Below are 24,186 nucleotides of genomic sequence, written 5' to 3'. Positions count from 1 at the left end.
CGTGGGCGGGTGCGGGTTCGTTGTGGCTGGTCGCGCAGTTCCCCGCGCCCCTGAAAAGAAGAGGCTGGCTGCACCGCCTCTTCTTTTCAAGCCAGCAGGTCTGCCAGTCTGCGGTAGGAGTCCAGTAGAGCCGTGCGGTCGTAGGTGCTGGTCGTGATCAGGATCTCCTGGGCGGCTGTCTCCTTCAGGACCGTTTCCAGTTCGTGGGCCACCTCTTCCGCCGTTCCGGCGAGTTGGCCCGCGAGCCCCGACTCGAAGAAGCCGCGCTCCTTCGTGGTCATCGTGCGGGACTCGACGTCTTCCGCGGGCGGCAGCGGCGGGAACGTGCCGTGGGTGCGGGAGTACGCCATCGACCAGGCCTCGGGGATCAGGAGCCGTCGGGCCTCCTCCTGCGTGGCGGCCACCGCTACCGTGCCCGAGATGACCACGTACGGCTCACTCGCCCAGGGCGACGGGCGGAAACCGGCACGGTACGTGTCGATGCCGCGCAGCATCCGCTCGCGGGAGCGCAGGTCGCCGATGACCATGGGCAGGCCGGCTCGGGCGGCGATCGTGGCGCCCTCGCCCATCGCGAGGACGAAGGGTGGGACGGTGAGGCCCTCGGCGGGGCGGGCGTGGACCCCCGTTGGGGAGGTGCCGGCGAACCAGCCGAGCAGTTCGTCGAGCTGGGTGGAGAAGTCCTCGGCCATGTCCTTGTCGCGGCCCAGGGCTCTGCGTACACCGTCGGTGAAGCCGACCGAGCGGCCCAGGCCCATGTCGATCCGGCCTGGGAAGAGGGATTCCAGGACCCCGAACTGCTCGGCCACCACCAGGGGTTGGTGATTCGGGAGCATCACTCCGCCCGTGCCCACCCGGATCGTGCGTGTCGCGGCTGCGACCGCCGCGGCCAGTACGGTGGGCGCGGAGCCAGCTACACCGGGCACCCCGTGGTGTTCCGAGACCCAGAAACGGTGGAAGCCGAGTCGCTCCGCCTCCCGGGCCAGGGCGACCGTGTCGCGCAGGGCCTCGGCGTCAGGGTGGCCCTCGCGGGTGCGGGAGCGGTCCAGGATGGAGAAGCGGGTCGCCGACAGGGCCGAGCCTGTGGCGGGGTGTGGTGCTGGGTTCGGCATGGCTGCTGCTCCGGACATCCTCGGCTGTGTCCGTGTCAGCGATCTTCCGGCCGCCTCTATTCCTCGCGGCCCGCCGGGCACCTGTGCAAGGGTGCTGCACATGTCGACTACACCGGACGGCCGTCCGATACCTCCCCCGCACGCCGACGAACGCGCCATGCTGAGCGCATGGCTCGACTTCCACCGTGCCACTCTCGCCCTCAAGTGCCAGGGCCTCGACGACCGGCAGTTACGCCTCGCCTCGGCGGCCCCCTCGGAGCTGACCCTGCTCGGACTCGTCCAGCATCTGGCCGAGGTCGAACGGAACTGGTTCCAGCGGGTGTTCGCGGGTCTGGACGTGCCCCTCGTCTACGAAGAGGGCAAGGGGGACGGATACACCCTCGTCCCCGAGCGCGGGCTCGACGAGGCGCTCGTCGTCTGGCGGGCGGAGATCGCGCGGAGCCGTGAACTCGTCGCCGCCGCAGCCTCGTTGGACGACTCCGGGCGGCTCTCGGAGGCGGAGGCGGCCCACGTCGGTGGCCAGGGGATCTCGCTGCGCTGGATCATGGTGCACATGATCGAGGAGTACGCCCGCCACAACGGCCACGCCGACCTGCTGCGCGAACTCGTCGACGGGGTCACGGGGGCCTGAGCCCCGACAAGAGGCTCAACAACAGTTCAACACCAGCCATCAGCAAGGGGACTCAACGTGTCTGCGCCACGCCTGCGGGCGACTCCGCTGCCGGGTATAGGAGTTCAGTACGACCTGGTCACGCGTGAGCAACGGCATCTGTCGGTCGTGGCCCACCGCGACGGCGGCCGTATCGTCAACCTGTACCAGGCCGACGATCCGGACTCGTGCGCCCAGTCGCTGCGGCTGACCGCGCCCGAGGCCGCCTCGCTGATCGACGCGCTGAGTCCGTCGCACCACAGCCCCAGTCTGCTCTCCATCACTCCGCTGGGACTGGTGGCGGAGCGGATCGAGGTGGCCGGCGGCTCGCACTGGAACGGGCGGGTGCTCGGGGAGACACGGATGCGGACGGAGACCGGTGCGTCCGTGGTCGCCGTACTGCGGCGCGCAGAGGCGATCCCCTCCCCGGCGCCCGACTTCCGGCTCGCGGGCGGGGACGTGATCATCGTGATCGGCACCCGCGAGGGCGTCGACGCGGCCGCGTCGATACTCGGACGGGAGTGACATCGCCATGCACTCCCAGGTTCTGCTGATCGAGTTCGGCTCCATCATCCTCGCGCTCGGGCTGCTCGGCCGGATGGCCGCCCGGCTGAGCTTCTCCCCGATACCCCTTTATCTGCTCGCCGGTCTCGCCTTCGGCAAAGGCGGGCTGCTGCCGCTCGGCGCGAGCGAGGAGTTCATCGCAACCGGCGCCGAAATCGGCGTCATACTCCTGCTGTTGATGCTCGGCCTTGAATACACGGCCAGCGATCTCGTCTCCAACCTCAAGTCCCACTACCCGGCAGGGCTGGTCGACTTCACCCTGAACGCGCTGCCCGGTGCCGCCGCCGCGCTGCTGCTCGGCTGGGGTCCGGTCGCCGCCGTCGTGCTCGCCGGGGTCACCTGGATCTCGTCCTCCGGAGTCATCGCGAAGGTGCTGGGCGACCTGGGAAGGGTCGGCAACCGGGAGACCCCGGTCATTCTCAGCATCCTGGTCCTGGAGGACCTGGCGATGGCGGTCTATCTGCCCATCGTCACCGCGCTGGTGGCCGGCGTCTCGCTCGCCGCCGGCAGTGTCACCCTGGCGATCGCGCTCGGGGCCGCCGGACTGGTGCTGTTCCTGGCCGTCCGCTTCGGCCGGGTCATCTCCCGCTTCGTCTCCAGCGACGACCCCGAGAAACTGCTGCTGGTCGTCCTCGGCCTGACCATCCTCGTCGCGGGCATCGCCCAGCAGCTCCAAGTCTCCGCCGCCGTAGGGGCGTTCCTCGTCGGGATCGCGCTGTCGGGGGAGGTCGCCGAGGGCGCGCACACCCTGCTCAGTCCGCTCAGGGATCTGTTCGCGGCCATCTTCTTCGTCTTCTTCGGGCTGCACACCGACCCGGCGAGCATCCCGCCCGTCCTGCTGCCCGCCCTCGCCCTGGCCGCCGTCACGGCGTTGACGAAGATCGCCACCGGCTACTGGGCGGCGCGGCGCGCCGGGATCTCGGTCAAGGGCCGCTGGCGCGCGGGCGGCGCGCTGGTCGCCCGCGGTGAGTTCTCCATCGTCATCGCGGGGCTCGCGGTCACCGCGGGCGTCGAGTCCGACCTCGGTCCACTGGCGACGGCGTACGTCCTGATCCTGGTCGTCGCGGGCCCGCTCACCGCCCGCTGGACCGAGCCCCTGGCCGCCCGCGTCGGCGCGTGGCGAGCGGGGCGCGAGACCGCGGCGGCGGCACCGGTGGACGAGGCGGTGCAGCCCTCGGCGGTCGGCGACTGACGAGACCGCTCCCAAAGGAAGCCACTCACCCGGGCGGTGGGTGGCTTCGTCGTTTCCGCAACTGCCGTATCTCCTACGGAGGTTGATGGCCCTTTGCTTCCCGTTGACATTCGCCGCACCGTGAAGTTAGGTATGCCTTACCTAATCGCCAGTCATGAAAGGTGCCCACCCGATCATGAGATCTCCGCTGTCCGCACGTACCGCCGCCCGTGCCGGTCTCGCCGTCGTCGCCTCCGCCGCGCTGACCCTGGGTCTCGCCACCTCGGCGTTCGCCGCGACCTCGACCCGTACCGTCGTCGACGGCACCACCACCTACAACCTGTCGCTCACGGCGCCCGACACCGCCGCCGCGGCGGGCCAGGTCATCACCGTCACGGGCAGCGGCTACAACACCAGCCAGGGCATCTACGTCGGCCTGTGCGCGGTGGACGGCGCCGCGGGCGTCAACAAGCCGACGCCCTGCCTCGGCGGCCAGGACGAGAGCGGTTCGACCGGTGCCTCGCACTGGATCAACAACACCTTCGGCGGTCTCTTCGCCAACAGCTCCACGTTCGGCACCGGCGGCACCTTCAGCGTGCAGATCTACGTCAAGGCCACCCTCGACGACGGCCAGGTCTGCGGCGAGGACGTCACGTGTGCCGTCGTCACCCGCGCCGACCACTTCGACACCGACGACCGCAAGTACGACGTCCACGTGCCGATCACCTTCCAGTAGCCGTCCCGCAGTCACGGAACGGGGCCCGGCCGGTCGATACCCGGCCGGGCCTGGGCCCTGTCCGGCGGATCATGCCGGAGACGCGGGTCTTGGCACGCACTCCCCCAGAGGGGGACCCCCAGCGGCGTTGTCGTCGGTTGCCGACTCCCCCACGCTCGAACAACCTCGCGCGGGGGGACCCCCATCGCGTCGACGCCCTCCTCCGCCTTGCAGCTGCACGCACCAAGACCCGCTCACGTGCGCCGAAAAGTGCCGCTGCTTTCCTCCAGCCTGATCCGCCGGACAGGCCCAGCCCGCCTGGCCCACCCCGAGGACCCCATGACTCCTTCACGCCGCAGACTCTGGGCGGCGGCCTCGCTCTCCGCCGCCTCCGCCCTCTCGCTCGCCACCCTCGGCGCCGGCTCCGGTGCCCAGGCCGCCGACACGCCGAAAACCGCCCTCGGCAAAGAGGGCCAGCGGCTCACCGTCTCCGCCTCCGCCGGTCTCGCGCCCGACGGCGAGACCCTCCAGGTCACCGGCGCGGGATACGACCAGACCAAGGGCATCTACGTCGCCCTCTGCAAGGACAACGGCGACAACCGCGTCCCCAGCCCCTGCCTGGGCGGCGCCGACACCTCCGGCGACGGCGCGGCCTCCCGCTGGATCGTGCCCAAGGGCGACACCTACGAGGGCGACCTCGCCGTGCCGTACGGCGACGGCGGCACCTTCGACGTGACGCTCGACATCAAGGCCGCGGGCGACGGCCTCGACTGCGCCACGGTGTCCTGCGCGATCGTCACCCGCGTCGACCACCGGGGCAGCGGCGACCGCTCCCAGGACGTGCGCGTCCCCGTCACCTTCACCGGCCAGGAGCCCGGAGGCGGCGGCGAGGGCGTCGACGTACCCGCCGGGACCGTCAGTTACCGGCAGGCGGCCGAGTTCACCACCACCGGCAAACCGCTCGACGTGCTGCTGCACCCCGACTCCGGGAAGCTGTACGTCGGTTCGGACAACCTCGCCGACACGGCCGACGTCGACGAGCGCGGCCTGTACGTCCTCGAACCCGCCGACGGCACCGTCCGCAGCCACATCAGCCAGGCCCCCGGCACCAACGGCGTCCTGCGCACAGCCGCAGCCGCCCAGATCGCCGCCGCGCTCCCCGGGGACGGCGTCCTCTACCGCTACCCCCTGCGCGGCATCGGCACCGCGAAGGACGGCGACGCGAGCGCCAAGGGCGTCTGGCTGACCGGCGCGACCATCACCGACCTCGCCCCCGGCACCGCCTCCGACACCGTCCTGGTCGCCCAGGGCGCCACCCTCTCCGAGCTGGAGACGGCCACCGGAGCCGTCCGCCGTACCGTGCCGCTGGACGGCGGACGCCGGCTCGCCCTCGACTCCGCCCGGTCGGTCGTCTGGTCGGTGGGGGCCTCCGGCGGACTGCTGCGCCGCGTCGACACCGGCACCTTCACCGTCACGGCGACCGCCGAACTCCCGGACGCGTCCATCGGGTTCGTCGAGACCGACCCCGCGACCGGCAACGTCTGGGTGGGCGTGGGCAGTTCGGTGCTCGTCTTCGACCAGGACGCGAAACTCCTCGCCACCGTCGAGGGCACCGACGAGGCCGCCGCAGCCGCCTTCGACCCGTCGACGGGCCGCGTCTTCGTCGTCCGGCAGGACAACGGCGACACCGGCAGCGGCGGCGACAACAACGGTTCGCTCGCCGTGTACGACACGACGACGTACAAGGCCGCGGTGGAAGCGGTGCCGCTGCCGGGCAACCACTCCCAGCTCGGCTCGGCCGCGATCACCGTCGCCGCCGACGGCAGGACGGTCTACGTGACCAGCCCCGCCGAGGGCAAGGTCGTCAAACTGGACCGGTTCGTGTCACCCAAGGTCGTCCAGGCGCCGACCGACCAGACGGTCACGGTCGGCGACACGGTCACCCTCATCGCCCAGGCGGAGGGCACCCCGGAACCGACTGTGCGCTGGCAGGTCAGCACGGACGGGGCACAGACCTGGCAGGACCTGCCGGACGCGACGGCGAACACGTACGCCTTCACCGCCGAGACCGGCCACGACGGCCACCGCTACCGCGCCGAGTTCACCAACACGGCCGGCACCACCCGCACCACGCCCGTCACCCTCACCGTGACCACCGAGTCGACCACCGGAGGCGACACGGGCGGGGACACCGGGGGAGACACGGGCGGCGACACTGGCGGTGACGGCGGCACGACCGGCGGAACCGACGGCGGCACCACCGGCGACAGCACCAACGGCGGTACGACGGGCGGTAGTTCGACCGGAGGGAGCACGGCGGGAGGCAGCACCACGGGCGGTACCGACACCACCGGCGGCACCACGGCCACCGGCTCCACCGGCGGCAGCCTCGCCTCCACCGGCGTCGGCGTCATCGGGATGGCCTCGGCCGCCGCAGCGCTCACCGCGGCCGGCGTGATCGCCTACCGCCGTGGGCGGGGGCAGGGCACCGACGGGCTCAGCCCCCACACCGGAACAGATTGAACCTGAACGACTCCATGTCCCGCCGCTTGACCCTCCCCAGCACCGCGAGCAACAGCCTGTAGGGGAGGGGCAGGCGGAGGTGGAGCGCGGCGGGCAGATGGACGAAGGTGCAGGACTCCTCCAGGCGCACATCCGTACGCCAGGACTCGACACCGGCGGGGTCGTCGCAGCGCCAGCGCATCCGGGCCGCCATGTCGCCGAGCACGTCGTGCCTGTCCTGACTGTCGATCAGATGACCGGCCGCGGTCTCCAACGCGAGCCGAGCGCCCGGCAGTTGCTCGGCGACGAGGTCGAACACCGAGCGCACCTGCGGCTCTTCGAGGTAGATCAGCACCGCTTCCGCGACCAGGAAGTACGGGCCGGGGCTCGCCAGGACCTCCTCGGTCCAGGCCGGGTCGGTGACCGACGCGGCGATCATGCGCCGGCGGTTGGTGTCCTCGAAGAAGTTGCGCCGCAGCGCGATCGAGTCGGGCAGGTCGAGGTCGAACCAGTGCACCGTGCCGTTGTCGAGGCGCTCGAACCGGGTGTTGAGACCCGTACCGATCTCCACGACGGTCCCGGACGGATGCCGGGCGAGGAAGTCGCTCACCCAGCCGTCGAACAGCAGCGTCCGCAGATTGGCGCCGACCAGGCTCCGGGCGCCGTCGAACCGGGAGAAGTCGTAGTCGATCGCGTCGACCATCTCCACGGCACGCGGATCGGACAGCATGCCGTGGCGTTTGCCGGTCTCGACCGCGCGCCCGTAGAGCGGGATGAGCAACGTCTCCTGGATATCGCCCAGTTGGGGCACGTGCTTGGAGTGAGCCACGGTGATCACCGTCTCCCGTCGTCGCCGGACGAGCCCGCTAGCGGCAAGGGAAGGCTAACCTAACTACGCCTTGGGTGGCAGGGGTCGTACGAGCCCCGACTGGTAGGCGATGACGACCAGTTGGGCCCGGTCGCCGGCGCCCAGCTTCGTCATCGCGCGGTGCACATGGGTACGGACGGTCAACGGGCTGACGTACAGCTTCTCCGCGATCTCGTCGTTCGAGCCGCCCTCGGCCGCCAGGCACATCACTTCCCGTTCACGGGTGGTGAGCGCCGCGAGCCCCTCCGGGGTCGCCAACTGGGTGCCCGGAACGGGGGAGTTGAGGAAGCGGGTGATGAGCGTGCGGGTGGCGTTGGGGGAGAGGAGCGAGTCACCGGCGGCCACGGTGCGGATGCCGGCGAGCAGCGCCTCGGCGGCGCCGCAGGCGTCGTCGCCAGCGCCGTACCGCCGACCTCTACGGTCAGCCCCGAGCCCTGGGCCTCCTTGATGGCGGCCCGCCTTGGCCTGGAAGGGAGCGGCGGTGGACGAGACCTGCGAACCGCCGGCCACCTCGCCCACGAACTTCTCGATCGCCGCCCGGTTCTCGGTGGCGGTGACCTTCTCGCCGCCCGGGGCCACGAAGACCACCCGGGCGCTGGCGCCATGTGCGTTGGAGCCGGGGAAGCGCTGGTATCAGGTCGAACGCCTTCTGGGACTCGATCCCCGGCATCGTGTTGTCCGCGTCGGGAGCGGCGGGCGCCGTGGCCGCACCGGCACCGACGGCGGCGAGCACCGCCACCCACATCAGGGCGACGTACCAGCGCCGCCGGAAGGCCAGTCGGCCCAGCTTGTACAGGAAGGTAGCCACGAGGGGGAGGTCTCCAGATCGTCGGATCTCGGGTACCTGCCAAGGCTCCCGGGACCGACCCCCTCCCGGCACCGACCCCCTCCCGCCGTCGTGCGCCTGTCGACAATCGCGACTACTGAGAACGCAGTACACACGCCCTCACCGGTCGTTCCTGCGGCCGACGGGCGGTACCCCTCGGGTAGGGGTACCGCCTGCGACGATCACGAGACGTACGGCGGTCAGGACACGTACGACGCGCCCTGCGCCGTACTCACGACCGTGTTCGCGTTCGCCTGCGTGAGCAGCCCCGCCGTCACCCAGGCAGCCGTCGTCGACTGCACCCGCGCCACCAGCGCCGCCTTGTTCGCGAAGGGCGCCCCGGCCCAGATCTCGTCGAGCAGGGTGGTGCCGTCGGCCTTCGCCGGATTGGCGACCCCGGAGGAGACGGTCCCGAACACGACCGTCGGCTCGGCGCGCCGGACGTAGGCGTGCGTCGGGTCCTCGGTCCCCTCGGAGAAGGGGGCGAACTCGGTGCCGTTCAGCGTGTAGTGCAGCGGCTTGCCGCTCACCGGGGTGAGGGAGGGCAGCAGATCGCCGGAGAGGGCCGCGTTGCGGTACAGCCCGAAGGAGAGGTAGCTGGTGCTCGAACTCCGGGCGACCAGGTTCACCGGACCGTAGAACAGGGTCTGGAGCGACGGGTCGTCCAGTGCCTTCTCGACCCGCAGCCGGAACGGCACGCTGATCCGTACGACATCCCCGGCGCGCCAGGTCCGCGACACCGCGAAGTAGCTCCCGGCGACCGGAGTCCCGCTCACCGCCTGTCCGTTGACCGTCACCTGGAAGCCGGCCGTCGCCCACACCGGCACACGCAGCCGCAGCGCGAAGGCCGCGCTGCCGCCCCCGAAGGTGAGCGTGGTGCCCTGCTCCTGCGGATACGCGGTGGTCTGGGTGACCGTGACGCCCTTCTCGGCCCAGGTCAGGGTCGAGGGGCTGTACAGATTGACGTACAGGGAGGCGCCGTCGGCCGACTTGAAGTACACCGAGTCTTGGTACTTGGTGGCGCTCTCCATGCCCGTGCCCTCGCAGCAGGTCGTGCCCTGCTTGGGCGTGTAGTCGCGCACATGCCCGGGGGTGAGCCCGATGAAGTACGTGACGAGGGGCTTCTCGGCGTCGGCCTTGTCCTGCTTGGAGCCGAGCACCTGGTTGTAGAGCGTCCGCTCGTAGTAGTCCATGTACTTCGGGTCCTGCTCGTGGAAGAACAGCATCCGGCTCAGCTTGAGCAGGTTGTGGGCGCAGCAGGTCTCGGCGGTCGTGTCGCTGAGCGTGCCCGCGATCACCCCGCGCGCCTTCCAGAACTCGGCCGTGCTGGTGCCGCCGATCCCGTACATGCGCTGCGGGATCACCATGCCCCAGAAGTTCTTCGCGGCGGTCAGATAGCGGGTCTCGCCCGTCGCGTCGTACAGCCGGACGTATCCGGTGAAGATCGGGATGTGCTGGTTGGCGTGCAGACCGTTGAGGATGTCGTTGTTCGCCGCGCACGCGTCGATGAGCGTGTCGAGGTCGAACAGCTTGGCCAGGGCGAGGTGTTCGGCCTTGCCGGTGATCGTGTACAGGTCGACGATCGTCTCGACGATCCCGCCGAACTCACCGCTGGAGAAGATCCCCCACATCCGCTGGAGAGTGGCGTCGGGCAGCTTGGACAGCCGGGAGTACATCCAGTCGCACATGCCCGACGCGAGGTCCAGCGCCCGGGCGTCGTCCGTCGCGAGATAGGCGTCCAGTAGACCCTTGAGGATCTTGTGCGCCGTGTAGTAGGGCGCCCACACCTTCGTGTAGTCGCCGCTCGTCATCGACTCCAGCGCGATGAACTGCGTCTCCGGGTAGGCGGCGAGGAAGCCCTGGTGGCTGGGGCCGCCCCAGGTGCGGTGCAGGGTGGCGGTCAGTCCGCGCCCGGAGGCGTCGCCGAAGGTGGAGCCGGTGGTGGTGGAGAAGTAGTACGAGGCGAGGTTGCCGAGTCCTGCGGAGGAGTTCTTGGCCTCGTTGCTCTGGAGCGAGGTGATGTCGGCGGCGGTCAGGGCGCGCGAGTAGACGTTGAACTCGTCGAAGGCGCCCGCGTAGACGGGGTCGCCGGAGTAGTTGGAGCGGCCGAGCCAGTTGTTCGTCAGGGTGCCCAGGACGGACGGGTTGACGGTCATCGCGGTGTTCGTCGCGACGGCGGTGCCGTTGACGTAAAGGGTGCCCGTGGTGCCCGAGATGGTCACCGCGAGGTGGCTCCACTGGTTCAGCGGCAGCGCGGCGGTGCCGTTGAGGCCCTGTTCGGCGCCGGCGCCGTTGGTGGTGATGGCGAAGCGCGGCACGCCGCTCGCGTTGCGGGAGGCCAGGTACATGTACCGGGTGGTGTCGTTGCCGAAGTCGAAGACGCGCTGCCAGTTGGCGTCGTGCGTGGGCTTGACCCAGATCGACAGGGTGATCGCCGCGGCGCCGCCCAGCACGGCCGCCGGGAGGTCGACGTACTGGTAGGAGCCCCGGACGTTCTCGTGCGCGCCGCCCCACTTGCCGGTGACGGTGAGCATGCGCGGGTCGGTGCGCAGCGCGGCGCGTACGTCGGTCAGCGCGCCGACCATCGTCCCGATCTTGGTGGCGTAGGCCTGGTCGCCGGTGCTCGCGTAGGCCTGCGACAGCATGCTGAGGAAGTGCCCGGTGTAGTGGCCGCGGAGGTTGCCGTTGGCCTCACCGTCCAGGCCCTCCCAGCCGCCGGGCGCGACCGCGCCACCCGTGGAGAGCCCGGCGTTCGCCCGGAACACCTGGAGCAGCCGGTTGACGTCGTAGCCGCGCCCGTGGTCCAGCATCAGCTGGCGCTTGCTCGCGAAGACGCCCTGGCCGAGCGAGACCTCCTTCAGCTCGAACGGGCGCAGCGTCCAGGCGGACGGCGCGGGCAGGGCAGCGGCGGCGGCCCGGCCGGAGGCCGCGTAGGCGAACGCGGGTGTCGCTGCCGCGAGGATCGCGCTCTGGAGTAGGAAACGTCTGGGGAGGTGGGGGGTCACATGTGCCTCGTCTCTGAGGTGACTGAGGTGACTGAGGTGACTGGCGTGTCTGATCCGGGCTGTACTCGGCGCTCTACTCGGCGTAGAAGGTCGCGTCCTGCTGGTCCAGGGAGGTGCTCAGTGTCTGGAGCTGGAGCAGGCTGTTGTAGTGCCGGATGTAGCGGCCCGGGAAGTTGTACGACTCGAAGGACACCCCGGCCGAGTCGGCGAGGCCCGCCCGCCGGGTGAAGGAGGCGTCGGCCAGGAAGGCGGCGGTGCCGTCGTTCTTCTCCACCCACAGCTCGTAGTTCTTGTGCCGGAGGTAGTAGCCGGGGAAGTTCGCCGACTCCAGCGAGACCGTGCCGGAACCGGTCAGCCCGGTGACGATCCGGAACTGCGAGTCGGCGAGGTTGGTGACGTTCGCCTCGATCCTCGCCCGGAACTCCCAGTGCCGGATGTACCGGTCGGGATAGTTGAACGAGGAGAGGCGGACCGGGGTCAGCCCGTCGGAGACCGGGATGCCGAAGTTCGGGGTGTCGTCGGCGTTCCAGTACAGCTTCTGGTAACGGGTGCGCCGGTTGGGGTCGTTGAGCGGATCGCCGCTGATGTCCTTGTAGTTGCGGTCGTGGTAGACGAGGACGTCGGACTTGCCGTCCTCGGAGACCGTGAACGTGTTGTGGCCCGGCCCGTACTGCCCGGTCGAGGCGTTGCTCGTGAACACCGGCGTCGAAGTCTTCGTCCAGGAGGCCGGGTTGAGCAGATCGGCGGAGGCGGACGCGGTGAGCAGCCCCAGGCAGTAGTTGGCGTCGGTGGCGCTGGCCGAGAAGGCCATGAAGATCTTGCCGCCCCGCTGGATGACCGACGGTCCCTCGTTGACCGTGTGCCCGATGATCTCCCAGGACAGCGTGGGCCGGGAGATCATTGCCGGAGTCCCGCTGATCGTCCAGGGGTTGGACATCTTCGCGAGGTACAGGTTGGTGCCGTCGCCGACCGCCGGGTCGTTCTGCGCCCAGCTCAGATAGCGCGTCCCGTTCACCACGAACGTCGTCGCGTCGAGCGAGAAGGTGTCCAGCGGCAGCGCGATGCGGCCCTTCTCGGTCCAGGTCCCGGTGATCGGGTTGGCGGCCGAGGTCTCCAGGACGTACGGCCGGATCTTCCAGATGTCGTCGGAGGCGCCGGCCGCGAAGTAGATGTACCACTTGCCGTCGATGTGGTGGATCTCCGGAGCCCAGATGTGGGCGCCCATCTCACCGCTGGCGTGCTTGGTCCAGATGGTTGTCTCGGCGGCGGTCGCCAGGCCCTGGAGCGTGGTGGCCCGACGCAGCACGATCCTGTCGTACGCGGGGACCGTGGCGGTGAAGTAGTAGTAGCCGTCGGTGTGCTTGTAGATGTGCGGGTCGGCGCGCTGCGCGGCGATCGGGTTGGTGAAGGTGACGGCCGGGGAGGCCGGGACGGCGGCGAACACCGGAGCGCCCACGGCGACGGGCACGGTCACGGCCACGACCAGGGCCGTGCAGGCCTTGAGGAGCGTACGTCTGCTGGTCGAGCTGCTGCGGGTGCGGTCCACGGCGAGTCTCCTTCAGCGGCCTGTTCCTCGGCCGACATTGTTCGATATATGGAACGGCGTACGGAGGTTCGACCAGAAGATAGGTATGGGGCGGGAGTGCGTCAATGTTTCCGACACGTTGAATTCCCGGCCGTCTAGGGTCGGTGACTGTGACTCAGCACAGCAAAGGCCCTCTACCGCTCGCGGTGTTCGACCTGGACAACACACTGGCCGACACGGCACACCGGCAGCGGTTCCTGGAGCGCAAGCCCCGCAACTGGACGGCGTTCTTCGCCGCCGCACCGCACGACCCGCCGCTCACCGAGGGCGTTGCACTGGCCCTGGAGAGCGCGCGGGAGTGCGAGGTCGTCTACCTCACCGGCCGGCCCGAACGCTGCCGCCGGGACACGGTCGAGTGGCTCGCCGCGCACGGACTGCCCGAGGGCCGCATCTGGATGCGCCGCAACGACGACCGCAGGCCCGCCCGCGCCACCAAACTGGAGACCCTCCGCACACTGGCCCGGAACCGCGAGATCCGCGTCCTGGTCGACGACGACGAACTCGTCTGCCAGGACGCGGAACGCGCGGGCTTCACCGTCGTACGGGCCCGCTGGACGGCCGAGTCCGACGCGCTGAAGGAGGCGCAGGAGAGCGAGGGCCGGACCTGAGGGCCTGACTGTCGACCTGGGCTGCCTACTCGCCGTCCTCCAGGCGGAAACCGACCTTCAGGCCGACCTGGTAGTGCTCGATCTGCCCGTCCACGATCTGGCCCCTGACCTGCGTGATCTCGAACCAGTCGAGGTTGCGCAGGGTCTGCGAGGCCCGGCTGACGCCGTTGCGGATGGCCTGGTCGACGCCTTCGTGCGAGGTACCGACGATCTCGGTGACCCGGTAGGTGTGATTGGTCATGCGGGTACTCCTCTTCGCCGTGCTCGATGTGGCTGGCGGCACTCCACGTTCCACCGTGCCCCATGTGGCGGAGCTTCGCGAGGCGTCGCTAGTAGGCGACGCTGAGCGACAGCGCAAAACGGCCCTGCTCGTCCGTCCACCACCGGGTCGGTACCAGCCGGGCCGCGTCGAGTTCGTCGCCCACATCCGCCTTACGAAACTTCGCAGACACCTCCGTACGCATCTCCTCGCCCACCGCGAAGTCGACGGCGAGATCGAGCGCAGGAACCTTCACGGTCTGCTCGGCGAGCGACCGCAGCCGCATCTCGATCCACTCGTTCTGCGAATCCCACAGCGCCACATGCTCGAAGGCGTCGGGGTCGAAGTCGGCGCCCAACTCACGGTTGACGACGGTCAGTACGTTCTTGTTGAACGCGGCCGTCACCCCCGCCGCGTCGTCGTACGCCGGGACCAGCACCGACTCGTCCTTGACCAGGTCCGTGCCGAGCAGCAGCGCGTCGCCCGGCGACAACAGGGCGCGGACCGAGGACAGGAAGCCGGCCCGCTCGGCGGGCAGCAGATTGCCGATCGTGCCGCCGAGGAACGCCACCAGCCGGGGCCCGGGCGTGCCCGGCAGTGCCAGACCGCCGGTGAAGTCGGCGATCAGGGCGTGTACGCCGAGCCCGGGCCGCTCGGCGATCAGCGCCTCGCCTGCCTGCCGCAGCGCGCTCTCACTGACGTCGACCGGGACGTACGTCTCCAGCTCCGTCAGCGCGTCCAGCAGGTACCGAGTCTTCTCCGACGAGCCGGAACCCAGCTCGACCAGCGTGCGCGCACCGGTCACGGCGGCGATCTCCCCGGCCCGGGCGACGAGGATCTCGCGCTCGGCCCGGGTCGGGTAGTACTCGTCCAACTCGGTGATCTGATCGAAGAGTTCACTGCCGTGGGCGTCGTAGAACCACTTCGGCGGGAGGGTCTTGGGTGTGCGGGTGAGCCCGTGGAGAACGTCGGCGCGCAGGGCGGCCTCCGTCGCGTCCTCGGGCAGGGTGCGGGTGACCAGGAACGGACTCACGTACGAAGCTCCTCGGGTGGTACGGATGCCATGTCGCCGCTCGTGTCGCTCAAGTCCTGGAGCGGGGTGAGCCGTACCTCGGTGCGGCTCGCGATGACGAGGGTGCGGTCGGGTACCTCCTGCCAGCGGGGATCGTCGTCGTACGGTTCGGAGGCCACGACCGTGCGCGGTCCTGGCCCGGTGAGGTGGAAGAGGGTGTCGCCCCAGGTGGTCGCGGCGATCGTCGTGCCGTCGGTGAGCAGCAGGTTGAGCCGGGACCCGGGGGCCGCCTCGGCGACCTCCAGGACCGTACGGGCCAGCGCCCGCCCGACATCGTCACCGGCGCGCAGCCGGTGCAGCACCAGGGCCCACACGAACGCCGAGTCGCAGCGCGCCTCCATCGACAGCAACTCCTCGGCGGGCAGGGCCTGTACGAGCGGGGCGAGCGACCCCGGCCAGCCCTTCACAGCCCCGTTGTGCCCGAACAGCCAGGCACCGGCGGCGAACGGCGCCGCCGCGGCCTCCCCGTCGGCGCCCGCCACCGTCGCGTCCCGTACGGCGGCGAGCAGCGCGCCGGTCCGTACGACCCGGGCGAGGTCGGCGAAGGAGGGGTCCGCCCAGACGGGCCCGGTACGCCGGTAGCGGGCCGGCACCGGATCGCCCTCCGCGTACCAACCGACCCCGAAACCATCGGCGTTGACGGTGCCGTACCGCTGGTGCCGGGGTGCCCACGACTGCCGGTACACCCCGTGCGGCGGCTCCACGACGAGGCTGCCGATCGCCTCCGGTGGCCCCAGATAGGCGAGTTGACGGCACATCAGACGGCCTCCGGGGTACGGGCGGTGCGGAACCCGGAGAAGATCTGCCGCCGGATCGGATAGTCCCAGTTGCGGAACGTCCCCCGGCAGGCCACCGCGTCCACGGCGAACGAACCACCGCGCAGCACCTTGTACTCGGGCCCGAAGAACACCTCCGAGTACTCCTTGTACGGGAACATGCTGAATCCCGGGTACGGCGCGAAGTCGCTCGCCGTCCACTCCCACACGTCGCCGATCAACTGCCGTACCCCGAGCGGCGATTCACCGGCCGGATACGAACCGGCGGGCGCCGGCCGCAGATGCCGTTGACCCAGGTTGGCGTGCTCGGGCCCCGGATCGGCGTCGCCCCACGGATAGCGCGTCGAGCGGCCCGTCGCCGGGTCGTGCCGGGTGGCCTTCTCCCACTCCTCCTCGGTGGGCAGCCGGCGCCCGGCCCAGCGGGCGTACGCGTCCGCCTCGTACCAGCAGACGTGCACGACGGGCTCGTGCGGCGGCACCACCTCGGTGACCCCGAACCGCCGCCGCAGCCACTGCCCACCGTCCCGGAACCAGAACAGCGGTGCGTGGAGCGAGTGTTGGCGGATGTGCGCCCAGCCCTCCGGTGTCCACCAGCGCTGGTCGCCGTAGCCGCCGTCCTCGATGAACCGCTGATAGGCGGCGTTCGTCACCGGGACGGTGTCGATGAAGAAGGACGCCGCTTCCCTCCGGTGCGCGGGCCGTTCGTTGTCCAGGGCCCATGGCTCGGCGGAGGTGCCCATGGTGAACGGGCCACCGGGGACCAGGACTTCGGCCGGACCGGCGAAGAGGGGAACGGGCTCGGGATCGGGAGCATGGAGAACCGCAGCCCCCTTCCTGAGCTGATGGGTGATCAACATCGTCTCGTCATGCTGCTGTTCGTGCTGGGCGATCATCCCGAAGGCGAACCCGGCCTCGGTCAGCCGGGCGCCGGTCCCCTCGAACGCGGCGTTCTCCAGCACGTCAAGGGCCCGGCCGCGTACCTCCGCCGCGTACTTACGGGCCTCGTCGGGCGGCAGCAGCGGCAGCGAGGGCCGTTCGGCGCGCGAGTGCTCGAAGGCGTCGTACAGGCCGTCGATCTCGGGCCGCATCGCCTCCCGCCCGGCGACCGCCCGCAGCAGCCACATCTCCTCCTGGTTGCCGATGTGCGCGAGGTCCCACACCAGCGGGGACATCAACGGCGAGTGCTGGGCGGTGAGTTCGGGATCGTCCACGGTGGTCAGGAGCGCGGTCCGCGCCCGCGCGGTGGTGAGCGCGGCGAGCGCACGCTCCCGCAGCGCCTCCGGATCCAGGGCGGGGTCGGTCATGTGCGGAGATCCTTCCCGTACGAGGTCCCGTGCGCACGCCGGTCCGTGCCGCCCAGGCGGTCGAGCAGGTCGTCGGCGGGGCAACGGCCCGGTATGACATAGCGGTCGAGGTACGCGGCGACGGCGCCGACGACCTCCCGGCTCGCGCCGAGCCGGGGCAGCGCCTCCAGGGCGGCCGAGAAACAGACGACGGCCACCTCGTGCAGCTCCGGGTCGGTCAGTCCGTAGCGGGCCGCGTCGGCCCACAGCGGGTTGTGCGGAGCGGGCAGCGACTGGGCGCGCTCGGCGAGCGGCTTGACCGCCCGGTAGGCCCGCTCGGCCGCCTCGGGGTCGTCGAAGAGCGCCGCAGTCACGGCGAGCGGGACGATCCAGCCGTCGTCGCCGGGCTGCGCGTCGATCATGCGCAGTTCGAGATGGCCACGCGGTCTGACCGGCGGGAACAAGGTCGTCAGGTGGTAGTCGAGATCCTCCTGCGTCGGCGGCCGGGGCACCCCGGACCGGATCCACTCCCGGAATGTCAGCCCGTCCTCCGGCACGTCCCAGGGCCCGCTGTCCCGTCGTATGCACATCACCGGGGCGTCGAGCACGTGCTCGGCCCACGCGTGCCGCGGGTCGGCGTCCAGAGCGGGAGCCCCCGCCCGTCCGGCGCCGATCTCCATCCACAGCACCTGCCGGGTGGAACGCCAGCCGGTGGGGTTGCGTGCGGCGAGCGGGGAGTTGGCGAAGGCGGCCACGAGGACCGCGCCGAGCTGGTGGGCGAGCCACCAGCGCCGTCCGTGCCCCAGGGGGCCGGGCTCCTCGTGACCGGCGTCGAGGCACACCTGCACGGAGGCCGAGGTGCACATCATGGCGCGGCCGGCCGGGCCGGTGAGGTCGAGGGAGCGCTCCAAGGCGTCGTAGCGCGGCTCGTGCAGGAAACGCCGGGGCGGGTGCCAGGGATCCTGGCCGATACCGACGAGACCGAGACCGTCCTCGCGCAGAACTTGGCGGACGGCGTCCAGATCGGCGGAGACGGATCCGATGCACTCCATCAGGGTGTCGGCGGGAGCGGAACTGAGTTCCAGCTGACCGCCCGGTTCGACGGTGAGCGCCGACCTGAGAGGCAGGGTCCGCAGGGAAGCGTAGGCCGCTTCGAGCCGTGCGGGTGTCACGGGGAGCTGCGGCTGCCGCAGCTCATGGACGAGCCATTCCACCTCGACGCCGAGGGTACGGGGCGGTCCGGTCTTGAAACAGATTCCCCGGACGAGGGCTTCGACCTCGGCCTCGGAGAGGGCGGTGCGGCGTTTGGTACAGCCACTCACCGAATCGGACATGTCGGGATCCTCCTGAGATTCCACCATGTCGCCGGCCCGGCTTCGGGTGGGCCGGTCAGGCAACGCTCGTCCCACCCAAACCCCTCACGCCGAATCGCACAAGGGTGCACATGGGTACTTACGGGACGGTGTATCTCCGTTTCCGTGGTGTTTCCGGGCCGTTCGCCGACCCGGGAAACTCTGTTGCACCGCATGTCCAGCATCACCCACGATGCCTGCATGAGCACGGCGGGCCAGCAAGTACCGGGCGGCTATGGCGCACACGGGGGTGGCGCCATGGCCGCCCGCAGGCTCTAGCGAAGGTATTCGAACACGCGTTCAGTGGGGTCTTTAGGGGCGCGAGGAACTGCGCGACAAGCCCCCACCGGCCCGCGCTATGAGAACGACCTCACCGCCACCCATACCGCTCCTGCAACCGCCGAACAACAGAGTTGAACCGCATACGATCCAACGCACAAGCCTCCCGCCGCATCCCGTCCTCGAACAGCCGCAGCACCCGATCCACATCAACCCACGAGTCCCGCCCGGTCCGATCCCACGGCCCGCTCCCGATAGCGACCCACTCCCGATCCCCGTCATGCCGCTTACTGGACAACTGCACGGCAAGAAACGTCCCCGCAGCCTCCCGAGCGACAACAAGGACCGGCCGGTCCTTCCCCCGCCCATCGTTTTCCTCAAATGGCACCCAGGTCCACACGATCTCCCCGGGATCGGGATCCCCGTCGTGGGCGGGCGAGTACTCCGTACGCACCCGCCCCACATCGCGAGGAGCGGCCTCGGTGGTGGCGGAGGGGCCAAAACGCCCCGGGACTTCGGCATTGGGAAAGGCAGTCACGAGGCTCACGTTAGAGCCTGCGGACTGCCCCTCCACGCATCACCCCTAGTCCTTCTCCACCGCCACCTTCTGCACTTCAGGCCCCGCCACCCCGTTCAGCGCCGAAGTCCCGTTCGCCGCCTGCCCGTTCTGGTTCATGGAGCGCGAGCAGCTGCCGTGCGAGGCCCAGCCCCGTACCGCCCATCGTGAGTGCCTTGGCCAGCATCTCGGCCATACCGTCGGCCCCGTTGAGCACCACCATGTTGTCCACGCTGCCGAACGCGGACGCGCCGGCCTTGACGATCTCCGGCCAGTTCTCGGCGAGTTGCTGGGCGACCACGGCCTCCTGGTTCTCCGCGAGAGCCGCGGCCCGCGCCTTGATGGCCTCCGCTTCAGCAAGGCCCTGCGCCCGTGTCGCCTCGGCGGCGGCGAGCCCCTTCGCCTGGGACGCGGCGGCCTCCGCCTCACCCGTGGCCTTGGTCGCCATTGCAGCAGCCGCACCCCGTGCCTTGGTCGCCTCGGCCTCTGCGGTCGCGGCCGTCTTGACCCGGTTCGCCTCGGCCAGGGCCGCCAGCTCGGTCTCCTTCGCCTTGGCCTGCGCCGCCGAGATACGCGCGTCACGCTCGGCCTCGGCCCGCGCCCGTGTCTCGTAGGCCTGCGCGTCCGCCGGCTTTCGGACGTCCGCCTGGAGCTGCTGTTCCCGGCGCAGGGCGTCGAGTTCGGCGATGCGGGTCTCCTGGACGACGACGTCCTGCCGGGCGGCCGCGTCTGCGAGCGGTCCGGCCTGGCGGGCCTTCGCCGCCGCCTTGTCGCGCTCCGCCTGGTACCCGGCCTGGAGGATCTCGCTGTCCCGGGTGGCCTCCGACATCCGCGCCGCGGCCTTCTGCTCGGCCTCGGTGGCGAGCCGGTTCGCCTCCGCCTGCGCGATCCGCGCGTCCCGCTGGACGGCGGCAGCGTGCGGCATGGCGAGGTTCTTGATGTACCCGGTCGGGTCCTCGATCTCGTGGATCTGGAGGGAGTCGACGATCAGCCCGAGCTTCTCCATCTCGGTGCCGCACGCGGCCCGGGTCTGCCCGGTGAGCTTCTCGCGGTCGCGGATCATCTCCTCGACGGTCAACCCGCCGACGATGGACCGCAGATGACCGGCGAACACGTTGTGCACCCGCTCCGACATCAACTTCTGCTGGTCGAGGAAGCGGCGGCCCGCGTTGGCGATCGACACGAAGTCGTCGCCCACCTTGAAGATGACCACGCCCCGCACCTTGAGCGGAATGCCCTGGGTGGTCACGCAGTCCACGTGCAGCTCGGTCTCGTTGAGGTCGAGCGAGATCTTCCGCACCGCCTGCACCCCGGGCATCACGAGGGTGCCGCGCCCCGTGACGATCCGGAACCCCATGCCTTCCTCAAGGCCTTCGGTCCTGTGCTTGGAACCGGAGATGATGAGTGCCTCGTTGGGTTCAGCGACCCGCCACATCATCTTGAACACACCGATGAGCACGAGGATCCCGGCTACCGCGATCCCCGCAACGACGCCGACGAACATCGGCATACGCCCCCTTTGCATGGTGCCCTTTCGGCACCGAACGAAGGCAAGGGTGCTCCTGCGCGACGCAGGGGTACAGATGCTGACGAATCCTTGTTGCAAGCTTGACGCACACGTGATCATCCGCAGACGAACCGGTCACCCGGTGTGCCCGGCCGGACTCAACTGTCGTACGCGGCGGTGACGTAGACCGTTCGCGGCGGCAGATACTCCACGACCATCACCACCGTCCCCCGCTCGATACGGTCCTGCGCGGCGGCCGGGTAAGCCAGGAAGTGCTCGGCCCCGCCGCGCACCCGGACGATCACCTCGCCGACCAGCCCCGGTCCGATCGTGCCGGTCACCCGCCCCATCAAGCCGACCATCGGCGCGTCGTCCATGGCCACAGCGTACGGGCCGAAACCCCCTACGCGGCCGTCGAGTCGGCAACCGGCTCGAACGGCGGCCATCGCTCGTGCCAGCGCAGGTCCGCCTCCAACTGCGCGGCCAGCGAGACGAGCAGCGGCTCACTGTTCGCCGGACCGAGCAACTGGGCGCCCACCGGCAGCCCTTCACCCACGAACCCCGCCGGGACGTTCACCCCGGGCCAGCCCAGCACGTTCCACGGCCAGGCGTACGGACAGGCGGCGATCATCGCGCGGTCGGTCGCGAACCCGTTCAACGGCAGCAGCGCCCCGATGCGCGGCGGGGGAGCGGCCGTGGTCGGGGCGAGGACCACGTCGTACGAGGAGAAGAGGGCGCCGATCCGCCGCTGCAGCGCGGACTCCGCGCGCCGGGCCAGCCGCAGCGGGGGCCCGCCGAGCAGTCGGCCCAGCCGGGCGGAGTCCCGGGTGCGCCGGTCGAGCAGTGCGGGGAACGGGGCCTCGCGGACCCGCTCGGCGAGACCGGCGGTGGCGCGGGGAATGAAGGTGAGCCCGATCTGCCCGTACGCCGGGTCGGCCTCCTCGACCGTGTGGCCCAACGCGGCCAGTTTCTCGGCGAGTTGGACGATCCGGGCCCGTACGTCGGGCTGGAGCCGGGCGGGCAGTGCGGTGAACGGCGGTTTGAGGGAGAGTGCGATGCGCAGCCGCCCGGGGTCGCGGCCGGCCGCCTCGGACGCGCTGATCGGCGGCGGCTGGTGCAGGTCCCGTAGGTGGTTGCCGCTCGCCGCGTCCAGGAGGAGGGCCGCGTCCGCGACAGTACGGGCCAGGGTGCCGTTGACCGTGATGCCCTGGAAGGACTCGGGGAGCGGCCAGGTCGAGACGCGCCCGCGCTGCGGCTTGATGCCGATCAGATGGGTCCAGGAGGCGGGGATGCGGACCGAACCGGCGCCGTCCGAGCCGAGGGCGGCGGGGACCAGGCCCGCGGCGACGGCGGCGGCCGAACCGCCGGACGAGCCGCCCGGGGTGTGGCCCAGGTGCCAGGGATTGCGGGTGGCGCCGAAGGCGGGGCCCTCGGTGAAGGGCCACTGGCCCAGCTCGCAGGTGTTGGTCTTGCCGACGACGATCGCGCCGGCCGCGCGCAGCCGCCGTACCGCCTCCCCGTCCTCGGCCACCGGCGGGAACTCGCCCGCGCAGCCGAACGCGGTCGGCTCGCCCGCCACGTCCGTGTCGTCCTTCACGGCCACCGGTACGCCGAGCAGTGTCCGGCGTCCTCCGGCCGCCAACTCTCGGTCGGCGGCGTCGGCTTCGGCGAGAGCCGCCTCGGCCCGTACGAGCCGGAAGGCGTTGAGGGAGGGCTGGCTCGCCCCGATCCGGGCGAGGGCCTGCTCGACGAGCGTCCGCGAGGTCACCTCGCCGGCGGCCAGCGCACGGGCGCACTCCGCGAGTCCGGCGGCACGCTCGGCAGTCATACGGACACCTCCGTCGCACACCGTCGCGCCGCGGCGGTGTGTTCCCCATAGCGATTTCACAGCTTCCTACCGAACGGTAACGGCTGGCGCGGCGACGCGGTGCGGTATGTCGAATGTGGCGCGGCCGGGCAGAAGTTCACAGGTCCGGAGCGTGTCGGAAGTATTGACGTGCGCACGACTCGGACCTACGGTCTGACCGATTTACCGAACCGCGTTCGCAATGTCGAACGTGAAGAGCCGTCGGTCGGATCGTCAAGGAGCCGCTCGTGACCAGACCCCGCCCCACCCCCTCCCGCCGCAGCCTCCTGCGCGCGCTGGCCGCTCTGCCCGCTTCCGCGCTCGTCCTGGGCGAATTCCCCGGACTGCTCGGCACCGCCGCCGCGGCGGCCCCGCCCAGCGGCTCCGCCACGCGCTACACCATCGTGCCGTTCCTCAACAGCAACGACGGCACGGTGAACGTCTACCAGTCCGACGACGCCACCGACTTCCGGCTCGTGCAGTCCTCGGCCTACACCCCGCCCAGCAACCGCATCCGCGACGCGAGCGTCTTCAAGCACACCAACGGCTACTACTACGTCACCTACACCACGCACACCTGGCAGGACACCAGCACCACCATCGGCTTCGCCCGCAGCACGGACCGCGTCAACTGGACCTTCCTGTACGACTACACGGTCCCGATCACCAACCTCTCCCGCGCGTGGGCGCCCGAGTGGTTCGTCGACAGCGACGGCAGCGTCAACATCATCGTGTCCTGCTCGGTCACCAGCGACGAGTGGATCTTCACCCCGTATCTGCTCAAGGCGACCAACACCGCGCTCACCGCGTGGAGTTCACCGGTGGCCCTGTCCGGCATCGGCTCGAACCATATCGACACGTACATCGTGAAGATCGGCTCGACGTACCACGCCTTCCCGAAGAACGAGACGACGAAGTACATCGAGTACGCCACCGCGACCAGCCTCGCCGGGCCCTACACGATCTCGAAGACCGGCAACTGGGCCGGCTGGGGCAGCTATCGCGAGGGCCCGTCCGTGATCCAGCTCGACAACGGCGGCTGGCGGATCTTCTTCGACGGCTACGGCGACGGGACCTACTACTACAGCGACAGCTACGACACGTTCGCCACCTGGACCGCCCCCAAGGCACTGCCCGTGGTGTCCGGCACGGCACGCCACTTCACCGTCGTCAAGGAGACGGTCAGCGGCGGCCCGACCCTGTCGAAGGGCGTCACGCGCTCCTTCCAGTCGGCCAACTACTCGACGCGGTACTGGACGGTGGAGTCCTCCCTGCTCAACCTCCCCGTGGTGAGCAGCTCCAGCACCACCGCGGTCAAGACGGCGGCCACCTTCACGGTGGTGGCGGGCCTGGCAGACGCCAACGGCTACTCCTTCAGAGACAGTTCGGGCAACTACCTCCGCCACTACAACTACCGCGCCCGCTTCGACGCCAACGACGGCACGGCGACCTTCGCGAAGGACGCCACGTTCATCGCCCGGACGGGCACGACGTCGGGCTCGATCCGCTTCGAGTCGTACAACTACCCCGGCTACTTCCTGCGCCACTACAACTACCAGCTGCGCGTGGACGTGACGGACGGTACGGACACTTTCCGCCAGGACAGCTCCTTCACGCCGGTGACGGCCTGGGCGTAACTCCTTTGCCGCCCACG

20 protein-coding genes and 1 pseudogene are annotated in these 24,186 nt (G+C 70.2%); 7 read left to right on the top strand and 14 right to left on the bottom strand.

The features are described 5' to 3' along the window. Nucleotides 1-86: 86 nt before the first annotated feature. Nucleotides 87-1,109 (bottom strand): LLM class flavin-dependent oxidoreductase, encoded by a 1,023-nt coding sequence (locus LUX31_RS02670; RefSeq protein ID WP_235472897.1) that lies wholly within the window; start codon nt 1,107-1,109, stop codon nt 87-89. 100 nt (nt 1,110-1,209) lie between these two features. Between LUX31_RS02670 and LUX31_RS02665 the strand changes: the two genes are divergently transcribed. From LUX31_RS02665 to LUX31_RS02645, 5 genes are all read left to right on the top strand, one after another. After that, nucleotides 1,210-1,740, top strand: coding sequence for a DinB family protein (locus tag LUX31_RS02665; protein WP_235472896.1), 531 nt, complete (start codon nt 1,210-1,212; stop codon nt 1,738-1,740). A gap of 57 nt (nt 1,741-1,797) precedes the next feature. Next, entirely contained in the window at nt 1,798-2,283 is a 486-nt protein-coding gene (locus tag LUX31_RS02660) for a cation:proton antiporter regulatory subunit (protein ID WP_235472895.1), read from the top strand. Between the two features lie 7 nt (nt 2,284-2,290). Continuing rightward, nucleotides 2,291-3,514 carry a cation:proton antiporter gene (locus LUX31_RS02655; protein WP_235472894.1) on the top strand — a complete coding sequence of 408 codons (1,224 nt, stop codon included), beginning with the start codon at nt 2,291-2,293 and terminating at the stop codon, nt 3,512-3,514. Between the two features lie 175 nt (nt 3,515-3,689). Then, a complete protein-coding gene (locus LUX31_RS02650) occupies nt 3,690-4,229 on the top strand; it encodes a hypothetical protein (RefSeq protein WP_235472893.1) in 540 nt (179 codons plus the stop codon). Between the two features lie 318 nt (nt 4,230-4,547). After that, nucleotides 4,548-6,731, top strand: a complete 2,184-nt coding sequence (locus LUX31_RS02645) for a hypothetical protein (RefSeq protein WP_235472892.1) — start codon at nt 4,548-4,550, stop codon at nt 6,729-6,731. Here LUX31_RS02645 and LUX31_RS02640 read toward each other — a convergent pair. The 4 genes from LUX31_RS02640 to LUX31_RS02625 all read right to left on the bottom strand — a co-directional run bounded on the left by LUX31_RS02640 (nt 6,706) and on the right by LUX31_RS02625 (nt 12,895). Continuing rightward, nucleotides 6,706-7,539: a class I SAM-dependent methyltransferase gene (locus tag LUX31_RS02640; RefSeq protein ID WP_235472891.1), complete on the bottom strand. Its 834-nt coding sequence runs from the start codon at nt 7,537-7,539 to the stop codon at nt 6,706-6,708. The genes LUX31_RS02645 and LUX31_RS02640 overlap by 26 nt on opposite strands. A 63-nt stretch (nt 7,540-7,602) precedes the next feature. Then, nucleotides 7,603-8,166 carry a helix-turn-helix transcriptional regulator gene (locus LUX31_RS02635; RefSeq protein WP_235472890.1) on the bottom strand — a complete coding sequence of 188 codons (564 nt, stop codon included), beginning with the start codon at nt 8,164-8,166 and terminating at the stop codon, nt 7,603-7,605. A gap of 438 nt (nt 8,167-8,604) precedes the next feature. Then, nucleotides 8,605-11,409, bottom strand: a complete 2,805-nt coding sequence (locus tag LUX31_RS02630) for a beta-L-arabinofuranosidase domain-containing protein (RefSeq protein WP_235472889.1) — start codon at nt 11,407-11,409, stop codon at nt 8,605-8,607. 73 nt (nt 11,410-11,482) lie between these two features. Beyond that, on the bottom strand, nt 11,483-12,895 hold the full coding sequence (locus tag LUX31_RS02625) for a family 43 glycosylhydrolase (RefSeq protein ID WP_235479773.1): 1,413 nt from the start codon (nt 12,893-12,895) through the stop codon (nt 11,483-11,485). A gap of 209 nt (nt 12,896-13,104) precedes the next feature. On the opposite strand from LUX31_RS02625, the gene LUX31_RS02620 reads away from it, so the two are divergent. Beyond that, nucleotides 13,105-13,602 (top strand): phosphatase domain-containing protein, encoded by a 498-nt coding sequence (locus LUX31_RS02620; RefSeq protein ID WP_235472888.1) that lies wholly within the window; start codon nt 13,105-13,107, stop codon nt 13,600-13,602. A 25-nt stretch (nt 13,603-13,627) separates the two neighbouring features. Here the strand turns inward: LUX31_RS02620 and LUX31_RS02615 are convergent, their stop codons facing one another. The 9 genes and pseudogenes from LUX31_RS02615 to LUX31_RS02575 form a co-directional block, all read right to left on the bottom strand. Next, the gene (locus LUX31_RS02615; protein WP_235472887.1) at nt 13,628-13,843 is read right to left on the bottom strand and encodes a dodecin; all 216 of its coding nucleotides are present in this window, start codon (nt 13,841-13,843) and stop codon (nt 13,628-13,630) included. 88 nt (nt 13,844-13,931) lie between these two features. After that, nucleotides 13,932-14,894: an L-histidine N(alpha)-methyltransferase gene (egtD, locus tag LUX31_RS02610; protein ID WP_235472886.1), complete on the bottom strand. Its 963-nt coding sequence runs from the start codon at nt 14,892-14,894 to the stop codon at nt 13,932-13,934. Then, nucleotides 14,891-15,691: an ergothioneine biosynthesis protein EgtC gene (gene egtC, locus LUX31_RS02605; RefSeq protein ID WP_235472885.1), complete on the bottom strand. Its 801-nt coding sequence runs from the start codon at nt 15,689-15,691 to the stop codon at nt 14,891-14,893. Before egtC ends, egtD begins: the two co-directional genes overlap by 4 nt. Continuing rightward, on the bottom strand, nt 15,691-17,013 hold the full coding sequence (gene egtB / locus LUX31_RS02600; protein WP_235472884.1) for an ergothioneine biosynthesis protein EgtB: 1,323 nt from the start codon (nt 17,011-17,013) through the stop codon (nt 15,691-15,693). Before egtB ends, egtC begins: the two co-directional genes overlap by 1 nt. After that, complete coding sequence (egtA, locus tag LUX31_RS02595) at nt 17,010-18,326, bottom strand: ergothioneine biosynthesis glutamate--cysteine ligase EgtA (RefSeq protein WP_235472883.1); 1,317 nt, start codon at nt 18,324-18,326, stop codon at nt 17,010-17,012. Before egtA ends, egtB begins: the two co-directional genes overlap by 4 nt. Before the next feature lie 388 nt (nt 18,327-18,714). Further along, nucleotides 18,715-19,161: a type II toxin-antitoxin system PemK/MazF family toxin gene (locus LUX31_RS02590; protein ID WP_235472882.1), complete on the bottom strand. Its 447-nt coding sequence runs from the start codon at nt 19,159-19,161 to the stop codon at nt 18,715-18,717. Between the two features lie 45 nt (nt 19,162-19,206). Beyond that, nucleotides 19,207-20,689 (bottom strand): annotated as a pseudogene (locus LUX31_RS02585) (flotillin family protein). Between the two features lie 155 nt (nt 20,690-20,844). Further along, entirely contained in the window at nt 20,845-21,069 is a 225-nt protein-coding gene (locus LUX31_RS02580; RefSeq protein ID WP_235472881.1) for a hypothetical protein, read from the bottom strand. Nucleotides 21,070-21,089: 20 nt separating this feature from the next. After that, nucleotides 21,090-22,514, bottom strand: a complete 1,425-nt coding sequence (locus tag LUX31_RS02575) for an amidase (RefSeq protein ID WP_235472880.1) — start codon at nt 22,512-22,514, stop codon at nt 21,090-21,092. A 266-nt stretch (nt 22,515-22,780) separates the two neighbouring features. On the opposite strand from LUX31_RS02575, the gene LUX31_RS02570 reads away from it, so the two are divergent. After that, nucleotides 22,781-24,169, top strand: coding sequence for a glycoside hydrolase family 43 protein (locus LUX31_RS02570; protein ID WP_235472879.1), 1,389 nt, complete (start codon nt 22,781-22,783; stop codon nt 24,167-24,169). Nucleotides 24,170-24,186: the final 17 nt, after the last annotated feature.

The sequence above is a fragment of the Streptomyces sp. GQFP genome (assembly GCF_021545335.1).
Classification (GTDB): Bacteria; Actinomycetota; Actinomycetes; order Streptomycetales; family Streptomycetaceae; genus Streptomyces.
The sequence above is the reverse complement of the archived record's forward strand: the minus strand, read 5'-3'. Positions and strand labels throughout refer to the sequence as shown.